This window comes from Dorea sp. (genome assembly GCF_977044405.1).
In genome coordinates this window covers 72,549-85,744 of record NZ_CDRRQK010000004.1, presented here as the reverse complement: position 1 = coordinate 85,744, position 13,196 = coordinate 72,549, and the positions used below count along the sequence as shown (strand labels likewise).

General features: G+C 39.8%; 12 protein-coding genes and 1 riboswitch. Of the genes, 9 read left to right on the top strand and 3 right to left on the bottom strand.

Annotated features, from left to right (window positions below; translation table 11 throughout):
* Window positions 1-11: 11 nt before the first annotated feature.
* The 3 genes from ACWJAF_RS03135 to ACWJAF_RS03125 all read left to right on the top strand — a co-directional run bounded on the left by ACWJAF_RS03135 (window position 12) and on the right by ACWJAF_RS03125 (window position 4,383).
* Window positions 12-1,340 carry a PqqD family protein gene (locus ACWJAF_RS03135; RefSeq protein WP_448862142.1) on the top strand — a complete coding sequence of 443 codons (1,329 nt, stop codon included), beginning with the start codon at window positions 12-14 and terminating at the stop codon, window positions 1,338-1,340.
* Between the two features lie 102 nt (window positions 1,341-1,442).
* Window positions 1,443-3,212, top strand: coding sequence for a peptidase domain-containing ABC transporter (locus ACWJAF_RS03130; protein WP_448862140.1), 1,770 nt, complete (start codon window positions 1,443-1,445; stop codon window positions 3,210-3,212).
* 370 nt (window positions 3,213-3,582) lie between these two features.
* On the top strand, window positions 3,583-4,383 hold the full coding sequence (locus ACWJAF_RS03125) for a DUF4143 domain-containing protein (protein WP_448862138.1): 801 nt from the start codon (window positions 3,583-3,585) through the stop codon (window positions 4,381-4,383).
* A gap of 136 nt (window positions 4,384-4,519) precedes the next feature.
* Here the strand turns inward: ACWJAF_RS03125 and ACWJAF_RS03120 are convergent, their stop codons facing one another.
* From ACWJAF_RS03120 to ACWJAF_RS03110, 3 genes are read right to left on the bottom strand one after another with little or no spacing between them, the layout of a single operon-like run.
* Window positions 4,520-4,909 (bottom strand): hypothetical protein, encoded by a 390-nt coding sequence (locus ACWJAF_RS03120; protein WP_448862136.1) that lies wholly within the window; start codon window positions 4,907-4,909, stop codon window positions 4,520-4,522.
* Window positions 4,910-4,944: 35 nt separating this feature from the next.
* Window positions 4,945-5,316, bottom strand: coding sequence for a hypothetical protein (locus ACWJAF_RS03115; protein WP_448862134.1), 372 nt, complete (start codon window positions 5,314-5,316; stop codon window positions 4,945-4,947).
* A 24-nt stretch (window positions 5,317-5,340) separates the two neighbouring features.
* On the bottom strand, window positions 5,341-5,736 hold the full coding sequence (locus ACWJAF_RS03110; protein WP_448862132.1) for a hypothetical protein: 396 nt from the start codon (window positions 5,734-5,736) through the stop codon (window positions 5,341-5,343).
* A 295-nt stretch (window positions 5,737-6,031) separates the two neighbouring features.
* A riboswitch (cyclic di-GMP riboswitch) is annotated at window positions 6,032-6,108 on the top strand.
* 88 nt (window positions 6,109-6,196) lie between these two features.
* On the opposite strand from ACWJAF_RS03110, the gene ACWJAF_RS03105 reads away from it, so the two are divergent.
* The 6 genes from ACWJAF_RS03105 to ACWJAF_RS03080 all read left to right on the top strand — a co-directional run bounded on the left by ACWJAF_RS03105 (window position 6,197) and on the right by ACWJAF_RS03080 (window position 13,094).
* Window positions 6,197-6,844 (top strand): TetR/AcrR family transcriptional regulator, encoded by a 648-nt coding sequence (locus ACWJAF_RS03105; protein WP_448862131.1) that lies wholly within the window; start codon window positions 6,197-6,199, stop codon window positions 6,842-6,844.
* Window positions 6,845-6,996: 152 nt separating this feature from the next.
* Complete coding sequence (locus ACWJAF_RS03100) at window positions 6,997-8,550, top strand: lipopolysaccharide biosynthesis protein (protein WP_448862129.1); 1,554 nt, start codon at window positions 6,997-6,999, stop codon at window positions 8,548-8,550.
* A 5-nt stretch (window positions 8,551-8,555) separates the two neighbouring features.
* Complete coding sequence (locus ACWJAF_RS03095; RefSeq protein WP_448862127.1) at window positions 8,556-9,614, top strand: glycosyltransferase family 2 protein; 1,059 nt, start codon at window positions 8,556-8,558, stop codon at window positions 9,612-9,614.
* Window positions 9,615-9,731: 117 nt separating this feature from the next.
* Window positions 9,732-10,994: an Nramp family divalent metal transporter gene (locus ACWJAF_RS03090; RefSeq protein WP_448862125.1), complete on the top strand. Its 1,263-nt coding sequence runs from the start codon at window positions 9,732-9,734 to the stop codon at window positions 10,992-10,994.
* Between the two features lie 425 nt (window positions 10,995-11,419).
* A complete protein-coding gene (locus ACWJAF_RS03085) occupies window positions 11,420-12,322 on the top strand; it encodes an ABC transporter ATP-binding protein (RefSeq protein WP_448862124.1) in 903 nt (300 codons plus the stop codon).
* Complete coding sequence (locus tag ACWJAF_RS03080; RefSeq protein ID WP_448862123.1) at window positions 12,306-13,094, top strand: hypothetical protein; 789 nt, start codon at window positions 12,306-12,308, stop codon at window positions 13,092-13,094. The genes ACWJAF_RS03085 and ACWJAF_RS03080 overlap by 17 nt, the downstream gene beginning before the upstream one ends.
* Window positions 13,095-13,196 lie beyond the last annotated feature (102 nt).

The window sequence follows — 13,196 nt, the reverse complement described above, 5'->3', positions numbered from 1 at the left end:
GGGAAAATGATATGATAAAAAGACAAGAAGGATATATATTAAGAAAGATAGAAGGAATATATAACCTGCTCCCATATGGTCAGAAAGTCGCAGACCAGCGAAAAGGGATTACCATGAATGATACAGGAGTCTTCTTGTGGAATGCACTGGAGGAGCCGAAAGAAGAAGCAGAACTGACAGAACTGGCAGCAGAGTATTATGAGATTACGGACGCAGAAGAAAAAGAGCAGATGCAGTCAGATATTCATGGATTTATCAATCAGATGCAGGCGCTTGGAATTCTCAGAACAGAGATAAAAAGACAGAATCAGAACTGCTGTGGAGGAATGAAAATTGCGGAAATGCGCATAGGTTTCTTTGGAAATAAAGAGCTAATCCCAGAGGGCTTCAAAGCATTTATGCTTCGTGAGAAAGCTGAATGGCAGGAAAGCTTGACGGATAAAAAAGAAACAGAAGAAAAGGTGCAGGAAGAGACAAAAGGTAAAAAGAACGGCTTGAAAGAGAAAAGACAAGAGACGATAAATTGGGATCAGGAGATCGAATTTATTGAATATCTTCCGGAAAGCAGACAAAATGGCCAGGTGCTGCTTCGCAATAAGGAACTGATCGTTAGCGAATGGGAGGAAGGCTACATCATAGAATTTCCTACGCTGGATAATGTATACGAAGCTTATATGACGGAAGATGGCAGCTATGTAAGGATATATTGCAGACAACCTTTTAAAGAATCAGAAAAGGAAAATCTGTTCCATGCAATCCGCCTGTTCTTCCTCTATCTGGCACAGAAAAAGGGATACTGTGCGTTACACTCGGCATCGATTCTTTATAAGGGAAAGGCATGGCTGTTCTCCGGACACTCAGGCATGGGAAAATCCACGCATACGGCGATGTGGCATGAGATTATCAAGACACCGTATCTGAACGGCGATCTGAATCTGATAGGAATAGAAAAGGAATCCGGGGAACATGAAAACGGAAGCAATACGACTCGTAGTGCAAATGAAGAATGCCATGGAAGAAAATTAGTAGTAAGAGGAATCCCGTGGTGTGGAACCTCGCAGATCTATACTACAGAAGATTATGAGCTGGGCGGCATCGTATTACTTGGAAGAGACAGTAACGATCATGTAGAACCACTTTCCACATACGAAAAGACGATAAAAGTCATGCAAAGGATGATCTCACCGGTATGGAAAGAAGAATTGCTGGATAAGAATCTTGAACTGGCAGAGGAGATTGCAAAGAGTGTGCCAGTGTTACATTTGCTCTGTACAAAGGAACCGACTGCGGTAGAGACAGTAAAGAAAGAGATAGACAGACTGTGTGAGATAAAAGAATAGAAATAGATCACACGCGGATAAAAGTAATTTATGGAATAATTAAAAGATAATCTTAGAGAGTTTTAGAAAGTATTACAAGGGAAAGAAGCAGACAAGAAAAAGATGAATAGTAAAATACAACTTATCAAAAAGCATCTAAAAGAAGGCACGCTTCAAAAGATGTGGATACAGACTAAATGGATCTACCAGTATGCCAGAAGATACTGGAAAGCTATGGTCTTATATACAGTACTCGGCCTTGCCGGAACGGGAGTATCACTGATTTCCAGTATGATCTCAAAAGATCTGATCGATATCATTACAGGTCATCAGACAGGAAAGCTGCTAGGGACGTTTGCGGCGATGATTGGATTTTCGATAGCGAATATCCTGGTTGGTCAGGCGTCCGGGTATGCGTCTACATTTATTAATCTGAAGGTAGATGCGGAGATTAAAAATGACATATTTGCCAAGATGCTGGTCACGGACTGGGAATCACTGACGGCTTATCATACAGGGGATCTGGTTACCAGATGGAGTTCGGACGCATCGAATATATCGAATGGTATCCTGAACTGGATCCCGAACCTGATCATCTATACGGCAAAATTCATCAGTGCGCTGTGGGTTGTGGTTTATTATGATCCGACATTTGCGATATTTGCATTACTGGGGATTCCGTTCAGTGCGCTTATGTCACGACCGTTACTTCGGAGGATGCGTAATAACAATGAGCGGAGTGCAGCTATGAATGCGAAGCTTTATGGCTTCAACCAGGAGGCGTTTTCGAATATACAGACGATCAAGGCATTTGACATGATACGGTTCTATATTGACAGGCTGAAGAACCTGCAGACCGATTATATTAATATGCGGCTGGATTTTCAGAAAATGTCGATGCTGACCTCAATCCTGATGTCGATTGTAAGCTTTATCGTATCTTACAGTTGTTATGGATGGGGAATCTACCGTGTATGGAGTGGAATGATCAGTTACGGAACGATGACGATGTTCCTGTCATTATCCGGAACACTTACAGCGTCCGTAAACTCTCTGACAGGGCTGATTCCGACGGCAATTTCACTTACCATATCGGCAGGGAGGCTTATGGATATTGTAGAGATGCCACAGGAAGATTACAGTGGAGATAAGGAAGTAAGAGCATTTGAAAAAGAACATCGTGTAGAAGGTATGGGACTTAAGATGGAGAATCTGGAGTATACCTATCATAACGGAACAAATGTATTCGAGCATGCAACGGTAGAAGCTTACCCACATGAGATCGTGGCATTAGTAGGTCCGTCCGGAGAGGGAAAGACAACGATGCTGCGGCTGATCTTATCACTGCTTAGACCGCAGGATGGAAGGGCATGGATCTGTGCAGGGGAAGACCATAATAACACAGTTGAAATGTCGCCATCAACCAGAAGACTGTTCTCATATGTACCGCAGGGAAATACGATGTTCTCTGGCACGATTGCAGAGAACTTACGAAATGTAAAGCCGGAAGCCACAGATGAAGAAATTATCGAAGCATTAAAACTTGCATGTGCATGGGAATTCATAGAGAAACTGCCGGATGGAATCAACAGTATTGTAAAAGAACGCGGAGGCGGATTCTCCGAAGGACAGGCACAACGTCTGTCAATTGCAAGAGCATTGCTTAGAAAGTCGCCGATTCTGCTTCTGGATGAAGCGACATCTGCATTGGATGTGGCTACGGAGAGAAAGGTACTTAAGAACATCATGATGGATACTTATCCACGAACCTGTATTGTAACGACACACAGACCTACGGTACTTAATATCTGCAGCAGGGTGTATGCGATACGGGAAAAGAGATGCAAGGTGCTTGATCAGGAAGAGATAGATAAGATGGTGCGGGACTTTTAAAAAAATTATTGAACTGGCAAAAAACTAATCGTAAATCAACTCCGAGAAGAAGCAGTGTATGGAAGATGTACATTGCTTCCTTTTTTTGTATCGATTTTGATAATGAAAAAGTGATAAGTATAATAAAAACATAGTAAAACCTTGAAAATGTGTAAAATAGATACTTATAGAAACCTTGAAAATGTGTAAAATATATAATAACAAAAACCTTGAAAACGTGTAAATGGAATAAAATACAGTGAATTTGAGAATAATAAGTCAGAGCTATTTATGAAAAAGGGGCTGGATATTTTGAAAAGGAAAATATATAAAGAGTTACTGAAATGGAAAGAAGAGAAAACCACTGGGAGCAGCACTTCACAGAAAGGCAATGGACTATTTCAGACAATATATGATTGTTGGTGGTATGCCGCAGGCAGTTGAAATGTATGTACAGACCAGAGATTTTGAACGTGTTGACCGTGTGAAGAGAGACATTCTGGAATTATACCGGGCGGATATTGTAAAACATGCGCAGGGATACGAGATGAAAGTAGAACAGATTTTTGAGAATATTCCGTCACAGCTTCAGAAGCATGATAAAAAGTTTAAACTTTCATCATTGAAAAAGGAAGCGAGATTCCGGGAATATGAGGATGCTATTTTCTGGTTAAGTGATGCGATGATCGTGAATGTCTGCTATAATTCGGCAGCACCGAATATCGGACTGAAGTTAAACATGGACCGGGTAACGATGAAATGTTATATGGCGGATACAGGACTGCTTATCAGCCATGCTTTTGATGAAAATGGAATCGTGAGCGAAGAAATTTACAGAAAACTATTGTTTGATAAGCTGGAAGTAAATAAAGGAATGATTGTAGAAAATATTGTTGCGCAAATGCTTGTTGCAAGTGGACATAAACTTTATTTCTATTACAATCCATCACGTGACGATGCAAGCTTAAGAATGGAAATTGATTTCCTGATTGCGAAAAGTAAAATCACAAGCAGACATAACATCTCTCCAATTGAAGTGAAATCCGGCGGAAAGTACACATTGACATCGTTAAAAAAATGCAGGGATAAATATGCAGAGCAGTTGAATACGATGTATGTTCTTCATAAAAATGACTTGAAGGAGGAAGATGGAATTGTATTTCTTCCGTTGTATATGACCCCATTGCTTTAGAGTGTGTCTTAAATGTTTAAATATATAATAGAAGCTGTCGCTGGCAAGTTCTATGCATGTCAAAGTATGCAATAGAACTTGCTAGCGACAGCTTCTTGGTATTTTTTGTGGCTTAAAAAGAATTTGCAAATGGCAATTAATCTGTAATAGATACGCCTGTGATAGCAAGTCCGGTATCAGCAGTAACAACGAGATCACCCAATCCTATATCATCATTTGGATTCTGGTGATAGTTATAGCTGATTTTGAGTGTATTTGTACCGTTGCCGGAAAGCAAAGTTCCTTGCGATGATTGGTAAGTTACATTTTGATTAAATGAGATAGTTAAAATCTGCGCCTCGTTTGAGTGGTCAGCACTGTGGACTCCGTTTACCTGAATACGGTAATCGCCACGACCGTTTTGTGGTGTCTGGTGAATATGGGCATTAGCTGTATAACAGCCTTTACTAGCATCACCACTGGCTGCATACACACCTTCTGCCATTCCATTATCAATTGAAATCATTGGTTTTGAATAATTGCTCATAATAATTACCCCCTTGAATTAAATAAAAATATTAATTAATTTGCATTTGTGTAAGAATAACCAGTGCATTTTAATTGGTTAATATCACCATTTGCCTGAACCGTAATTTCAGCAGTTTCTGGTGCACTATACCAGCTTAATGTTACATTATGGCCAGAAGCAGAAGCACTGGCGCCACCGCCCCATCCACTGGTAATATCCATATTAAAAGTAAGTATGACAGTTAACTGAGAAGGGTTCATATTACTCAGATCCAGAGTAAGTGTCGCCTGTCCTGAACCGCCCCAGTCTGCAATAACAGTAGGAACAGAAATTGTTATTGCATTGGAACCAGCACCGCTGGCTGCATACACACCTTCAGCCATTCCTGCATCAATTGAAATCATCGGTTTTGAATACTGTTTCATATATAATCGAGCCTCCAGTGTAATCTATTGTACAGAATATGTGAATCCAGTGATATCCAGATTATCAATACTTGTACCATGATCAATGTGAACACCAAACATGATAGAGCTAGGTGCATTGGATGTATTAAATGTAAGAATCGCATTAGAACCGCTTGTTGAGCAAGTTGCCCCATCAACTGTTGTTGCATATTCAACCTGATCAACAGTATCGTTAAATGTAACAGTAACAGTGACAGTTCCGTTTAAATTACTCCAGTCAAGCTGGGCAAGACCTTTTCCACCGCCACTGCTCCAGCGATCCCAAATACCTATATAAGTAACGTTTAATGAACCTCCTGTAGCCCCGCTGGCTGCATAAACTCCTTCACTAAGTCCTGTATCTATAGAAATAACTGGTTTTTCATAAATTTTCGCCATATATATTACCTCCTTTTTTTCAGTTCCTATTCTATCATAAAATCCCGAAAAATAAAGAGATATCGTCGATTTTGCGGTAAATATTTTAAGAAAAATCTTTAGCAAATGCTAAATTTTACAAAAATTATTTTTAGAAAATGATAAAAACGCTTGCAAGTGATAACAAAGAGGAGTAACATGAAAGTGATTCAAAAAATGCATTTTTGATGATAAGATGCAAAGAAAAATCGGATTATAACGTATAGAATAAAAATTCTATGCGTTTTATAATATATGGATATTTAGCAAATACTAAAACATATCGGGGCAAAGCTATGGAAACATAGCGACGCAAAGCTATAGGGGCCAGTACAGGGTCAGCCAGTTGCAAGATGAAAAGAGTAAAATCTTTCCTTCTTGCTTTTTTTCGCAAAAAAAGAATCTGGGAGGAATGATGGCGCATGCCGGAAAGGAGAAAGACATGGTAAGAAAGTACAGTAAAGAAGAATTAAAGAATAAGCTGCACCGGGCGTTGTATACGGTTGTTATGAACGAAGGAATCGAAGGCGTAACGGTCAGAAAGATATCAAAGACAAGTGATCTTTCGGATCCGTATATTTATCAGTGTTATAAGAATCTGGGAGACCTGATGGCAGATGCATTTCTTGAAATCGATAGAGAAGTTGCGCAGTTGGTGGAAGAACTTCTTGGAGATGGTGAATTCCGTAAAAAGATGGAGAGTAATCCAGAAGAGTGCTGCTGGATAATGTGGAATGCATATTGGAAGTTCCTTATGAAGGACCCGGAGAAGACAGTTTTTTACTGGAGATATTATCAGTCCGCACGGTATACGAAGGAATTTCTGGAGATCAGAAGAGGTGTGCTTAGCCAGTTTGTTACATATATGGAGAAGATGGGACAGGATTACGGAATCAAAGAGCTGACAGATCCGGAAGTACTGGTGTCAAATATTATTGACAGTACGGTGTCGGTAGCGGTGAAGATGCATCTTGGGTATATGAAGCAGACGGATCTGAAAGCGCATACCGTGTATCAGTCAGTATTTGCATTGCTGTTTCATATGTTACAGGTGGATGTATGGGATGAGTCTTATATATGTACAGCGTAGATATAAAAGATTGTGTGTTCAGACATGTTCTGGAATCAGGTTTGGCAGGTGGTAAAATATGTAATAAAACTGCCAACGCAAGTTCCAGGTATTCTGTATTGCTTTCCAAATCTATGTCGTATACACTTATAGAATGAAAGTGAACGGAAGGAATGAGAAAGTTGGAACAAAAGACCAGAACAGAATATTCGGTAATGAATACATCGGTAGCGATCGTGGCGCGTATGTCGGCGATACTGATGGGATTTCTTACCAGGGTTGTATTTACCAGAGTTTTAAGTGAAGGATATGTCGGGATCAATGGTCTGTTTACGGATATTCTGAACATTCTGTCATTGTCGGAGCTGGGGGTCGGAACGGCGATCACGTATGCATTATACGGACCAATTGCGAGAAAGGACATTAAGAGGCAGCAGATACTGATGCGGATGTTCCGGTCATTTTACCGGGTGACGGCTGTAATCGTGCTGGTTACGGGGCTGGCTCTGATTCCATTTCTGGATGTACTGATGAAGGACCGTCCGGATGTGGATCATCTGATTCTGATCTATATGCTGTATCTGATGAATTCAGTGATATCGTATCTTCTTATATATAAGAAGACGCTGGTGGATGCACACCAGATGAATTACCTGACGGTGTTGAATCAGAATGGATTTCTTATCTTGCAGGACATTTTACAGATGATTGTCCTTCTGGTGACGAAGAATTTTATACTGTTTCTGATTATGGCAGTGCTTTGTACATTTGCGGCAAATGTGACGATGTCCCGGAAGGCAGATCAATTATTCCCATATCTGAGGGAATCATGTAAGGAGAAGCTGCCAAAAGAAGAACGTCAGGATATTATTAAAAATGTAATGGCAATGTTGATGCATAAGCTTGGCAACATTGTTGTAAATAATACGGATAACCTTCTGATCTCTGGATTTGTAGGTGTGATCACGGCAGGAATCTATTCGAACTATTACCTGATCATTGGATCAGTGAGACAGGTGCTGGATCAGGCGTTCCAGGGAGTTGCGGCAAGTGTAGGAAATCTTGGGATCACTGAAGAAAAAGAGAAAGTGCACCAGGTATTTTTACAGTTATTCTTCATCGGGCAATGGATGTATGGTGTGGCGGGAATCTGCCTGTTTGAGATGCTGAATCCATTTGTAGAGCTGGCATTTGGGAAGAAATACCTTTTTCCGGTGGAAGTTGTACTGGTGTTGTGTGTGAATTTTGCAATTAACGGAGCGAAAAAGTCGGTGACCATATTCAAGGAATCTATGGGACTTTTCTGGAATGACAGGTATAAAGCGATTGTGGAAGCAGTGCTGAACTTAGGAATATCAGTTGCTTTGGTGGTACGGCTTGGCGTGACGGGTGTATTTCTCGGAACAATTTTCAGTATGTTATTAACATCGGTATGGATCGAACCGTATGTTATATATAAGCACAGCTTTGAACGTTCACCGGCAGAGTTCTTCCTGACATATGGGAAGAATCTGGTTGTGATGGGCCTTGTATGGTTATGTACGAACTATTGCTGTATGATTTTTCGGGGTGGTGCATTTGTGAATCTGATCTTCCGTATGTGTGTCTGTGTAGTTGTACCAAATGTGCTTTTGTGGCTTGCATACAGACGGTCAGAAGAGTGGAAGCGGTTATTTGAACTGATGAAAAAGATTGTGATAAAAGTGAGAGGGAAGATAAAAGGATAATAGATATGAAAGTATCAATTATTGTACCGGTTCATAATGTGGAAAAATATTTACCAGAAGCGTTGGAGAGTGTGATAAAACAGACGTATACAGACTGGGAATTAATACTGGTGGAAAACAGATCTCGTGACAGAAGTTATGAGGTCTGCCTTTCCTATGCAGAAAAATATCCGGACATATCCGTATATCAGGAAAAAACGGCAAGTCTTTCGCATGCCAGAAACAGAGGAATGCAGGAAGCAAAGGGAGAATATCTGATGTTTCTGGATTCGGATGACTACCTTTCAAGCCCGGCAATTATCGAAAAGATGGTGCATAAGATAGAGCAGACGGATGCAGATGTTGTGATCTGCAATTATGAGAGACTCTGGAATGGAAGACTTCTTGCGGCCGCCAGTCATGAAAGCTATTCGTATAAAGACAGGGAGTCGGAAAGCTTCCGCTTCGAGGGGTTCTTTTCTCCAGGAAACCTCTCTTATGTATGGGGGCGGTTATACCGTGCAGATTTTCTAAAAGAGAATCAGATTATCTTCAAAGAATTTGCCTATGCGGAAGATAAGATGTTCAATACGGAGTGTTATGCACATGGGATCCGCTATGCATTTATAAAAGACCGGGGATATGTATACAGGAAGAATACGTCGTCCATTTCACACCATTATAATCCAAAATCCAGGGAATGCTGGCTTGGAATTGCGCATGAGATGGAGAAAGTGTTAAGAAGGACGAAAAAGACGGAGTATGAGGGAATTGTCCGTTATACGATATTCTTTGCGGCATTTTTCGATGCGAAGATGGAGCATACAGAGCATGGAAGGTCTTTGAGAAGCATCTGGCGTACACTGAGAAAATACGGACACGATCCGCTGGCAAAAAGAGTTTTCCGGGACCTGATGTGTGGAAAAGATATGAAAGGGCTGTCGTCCGGAGCATGGAAGATAATGATGCGGGGATTTTCATTGTGTATGAATCTTCATATGTTCCTGATCCTGTCTGTGGGGATTAAAGTGCTGATCGAGCTGCGGGTTGATGAAAGAATGTCGGATACGGGGCTTCGGGAGTAGTATATGCATAATTGAGAAATGATGTCCGTATAATGAATTGACAAAGTAAAAAGTTGTTAGTAAAATAGTGGTTAGTTACAACTAACTACTATTTTAGAAACAGGAGTCAGTTCATAGATGAATAGACAGTTCAGGAAAGAATCAAAACAACATGTAACGAAGCAACAGAAAAACAATCCACTGAATTTCCTGCGGTACATGGGGCCGGGGCTTCTCGTAACGGTAGGCTTTATCGATCCGGGAAACTGGGCATCGAATATTGCGGCGGGATCCGGATTCGGATATGAGTTGTTGTGGATGGTTACGCTATCGACGTTCATGCTGATCGTTTTACAGCATAATGCGGCGCATCTGGGGATTGCGACGGGACTTTGCCTGTCGGAGGCAACCAGCAGATATGTACCGAAAGTTCTGAAGACGATCATCCTTTTAACAGCCATGATTGCGGCAATCGCAACAGCGATGGCGGAGATCTTAGGTGGGGCGATCGCATTGGAAATGTTATTTCATATTCCAATTAAAATAGGAAGCCTGATCATACTTATATTGGTGCTTTGCTGTGCATTTACCAATGCTTATAAAAGAATTGAGAAGCTGATTATTTTATTCGTGTCATTGATTGGATTTTCCTTTTTATTTGAAGTCGGGATTGCGAAGATTGACTGGGGAGCTGCGGTGGTCGGATGGGTGAAGCCGTCATTTCCGGCGCACAGTATGCCGGTTATATTAAGCGTGCTTGGTGCGGTGGTTATGCCGCATAATCTGTTCCTGCATTCGGAGATCATTCAGAGCCGACAATGGAATCTGGAAGATGATGCGGTGATCCAGGAGCAGCTGAAGTATGAATTCAAGGATACATTATTCTCCATGATCATCGGTTGGGCGATCAACAGTGCAATGATACTGATGGCAGCGGCAACATTATATCAGCCGGGAAGACAGGTGGATGACCTTGCCGTTGCAGGGAAGATGCTGGCACCGTTGCTGGGCAATGCAGCGACAATAATCTTCGCACTGGCACTTCTTCTGGCTGGAATCTCATCGAGTATTACGGCAGGGATGGCAGGCGGAACGATATTTTCAGGGATTTTTAACCAGCCGTATGATATCAAGACGAAAGAAACGAAAGGCGGCGTCCTGCTGACGATGATACCGGCGGCAATCGTAATCTTATTTATAAAGGCACCATTTGAAGGACTGGTATATTCCCAGATGCTGCTGGCAGTGCAGCTTCCGATTACAATATTCACGCAGATATATCTGACCTCGTCTAAGAAAGTAATGGGAAAATATGCGAACAGCCGGAAGCTGAATGCACTGTTGCTTGGGATTGCGGTGGTGGTTACAGGATTGAATGTGGCGTTGTTGGTGTGGAATTAGGGATATGGAAAAGTTTCGGGAGGAAGGGCTTTCTCTGCATATATAAGGGTTAAGAAAGAGTACATGATTTTGAAAAAAACAGAATTGTGTACTCTTTTTGTTATCTGGCATCGGAAATAAGCTTTCAGTAGCAAGATTATACAGGGGGCAATAAATACTTGCGCGCTTAGATGCAAAGGCAAGCAAAGCTTGCTTGAATAAGGAGCGGAAGGCAGGTATAGTGGTTTGAAAAAGAAGGTGAAGTAAAGGAGTGTAATACTAATGAAAAAAGTAATAAATTATATAGGACCAGTTTTATTTAGGATTTTTTGCAGTATACCAAATTGCATATGGTGTAGGGAAAATGTTTTTTTATATGCTTCATTAGGATGAGTGATATTGTTCTTAATCTTTTTTACTATGGAGTAGAATAGGGAGTGAAATAAGTGCTTGAAATTATTAACTTATCGAAAAGATACAATGAAAAACAAGTAATTAAAGAGATTTCTTTTTCCGTAAACAAGGGAGAAATTGTAGGATTGATTGGAAAAAATGGTGCTGGAAAGTCAACGATATTGAAATCAATTGCAGGATTACTTCAATATAATGAAGGTGAAATATTATATAACGGTATCAATTGTAAGCAAGATCTTTCCGTGATCCAAGATTTTGGTATATTGATCGATTGTGGATTTTTGGATTATGTGAGTGCATATGATAACTTGAAATTACTTTATCGACTGGATTCCAGACATACGACACAAGATGTTGTTAATGTTATTGATGAAGTTTTTGAATTGGTTGGATTAGATCATGTAAAGCATAAAAGAGTGAAAACTTATTCTTTTGGGATGAAACAAAGGCTGGGGTTAGCGCAGGCAATTATCAATGCACAATCATTTATCATGTTAGATGAACCATTTATAGGACTAGATCCAATCGGAAAAGATATTGTGAAAAAGGCAATTGTGAAAAAGGCTAAAGAGGAAAATTATGGGATTTTGTTTTCGAGCCATGACTTAGAAGATGTAGCAGAAATATGTGACAGAATCGTTATGATTGATAAAGGTAAATGTGTATATAATGATGTTATTAAATCAGAACTTGAATATCGAATATATTTGGAAGAAGGCTTTAATGTAGAGACTTTTAAAAGACTTGAGAAAAAATTAGCACAGTTTAAGATATGGGAAGATGGGTTTTCTTTTGTTGATAATGCAGATTATCCTCAAATCAGTGATATATTAAGAACAGTATTACAGGAAACTAAAATTTTGAAAATTGAATCGACAAGCAATATGTTAAAAAATATGTTCGTAGGGGAGGAAAACGATGAAACAGATTTGTAAAAATGAGATATTTAAAATGTTTCACTGTCGCGAAACGAATATTATCCTGTTCTTAATGATTCTGGCGTTTGGTCTGCCTATTGGATTTATGTTTTCCCCGTCGTCTTATTCCCTTGACTATTCATTTGGAGACGGCCGATTATCTTGTTCAGCATATATGGTATTGGGATATGCATTTTGGGGAACGCTTGGTATATTTGTTTTACTTTTTTCTATGCTTTCTGCGACTTTGACGAGTAGGGAAATAGAAAATCATTACTTTTATTTGTATTTTCCAAGAGTAAAAGAAAGAGAGAAGATATACATAGGTAAATATTGGGTTTTGACGCTTTTTGTGATTGTGTGGTATTTGATTTATACATTGCTATTAAATCCGTTAGGACATGTAATTATGTGCAATGTTCGTCCTGATATGGCAATTAGGATAATGTCTGACGGATCTTTCATATATTGGGGCTGTATGTGGATCATGAATTTGGCAGAATTATTATTCTATATAAGTCTGGTTAATTTTCTGGGGACAAAATTAAAATCACTTTCTACAATTTCGGTAACCATGGTTTTCTACTATGTTTGCATATTTATTTATGATTTTCCTGTCATCAGATATGTCATACCTGAATTTTATAAGCAGACGGCTATGAAGTGTAAGAATATGGAAGATATCAGTAACCTGTTGGTGTGTACGGGTATTTATGTTGTGATAAGTTTGATTTATAATATATTGCTATTTTTATATGGGAAAAAGAATCTGAAAAAAATTGAAGCCTGAATATTCAAGGAAGACAGTAGAAACATGTGTATTTTTTCTGGCTTGATTCACATAACCAATACTGATATATTGGTAAAAAAGAAAGTACCAGCGGAGGCAGGA

Bases quoted from the DNA above. Each gene is read 5' to 3' on its own strand.
- ACWJAF_RS03135 (WP_448862142.1), top strand. From the start codon at position 12: ATGATAAAAAGACAAGAAGGATATATATTAAGAAAGATAGAAGGAATA.
- ACWJAF_RS03130 (WP_448862140.1), top strand. From the start codon at position 1,443: ATGAATAGTAAAATACAACTTATCAAAAAGCATCTAAAAGAAGGCACG.
- ACWJAF_RS03125 (WP_448862138.1), top strand. From the start codon at position 3,583: ATGGACTATTTCAGACAATATATGATTGTTGGTGGTATGCCGCAGGCA.
- ACWJAF_RS03120 (WP_448862136.1), bottom strand. From the start codon at position 4,909: ATGAGCAATTATTCAAAACCAATGATTTCAATTGATAATGGAATGGCA.
- ACWJAF_RS03115 (WP_448862134.1), bottom strand. From the start codon at position 5,316: ATGAAACAGTATTCAAAACCGATGATTTCAATTGATGCAGGAATGGCT.
- ACWJAF_RS03110 (WP_448862132.1), bottom strand. From the start codon at position 5,736: ATGGCGAAAATTTATGAAAAACCAGTTATTTCTATAGATACAGGACTT.
- ACWJAF_RS03105 (WP_448862131.1), top strand. From the start codon at position 6,197: ATGGTAAGAAAGTACAGTAAAGAAGAATTAAAGAATAAGCTGCACCGG.
- ACWJAF_RS03100 (WP_448862129.1), top strand. From the start codon at position 6,997: ATGAGAAAGTTGGAACAAAAGACCAGAACAGAATATTCGGTAATGAAT.
- ACWJAF_RS03095 (WP_448862127.1), top strand. From the start codon at position 8,556: ATGAAAGTATCAATTATTGTACCGGTTCATAATGTGGAAAAATATTTA.
- ACWJAF_RS03090 (WP_448862125.1), top strand. From the start codon at position 9,732: ATGAATAGACAGTTCAGGAAAGAATCAAAACAACATGTAACGAAGCAA.
- ACWJAF_RS03080 (WP_448862123.1), top strand. From the start codon at position 12,306: ATGAAACAGATTTGTAAAAATGAGATATTTAAAATGTTTCACTGTCGC.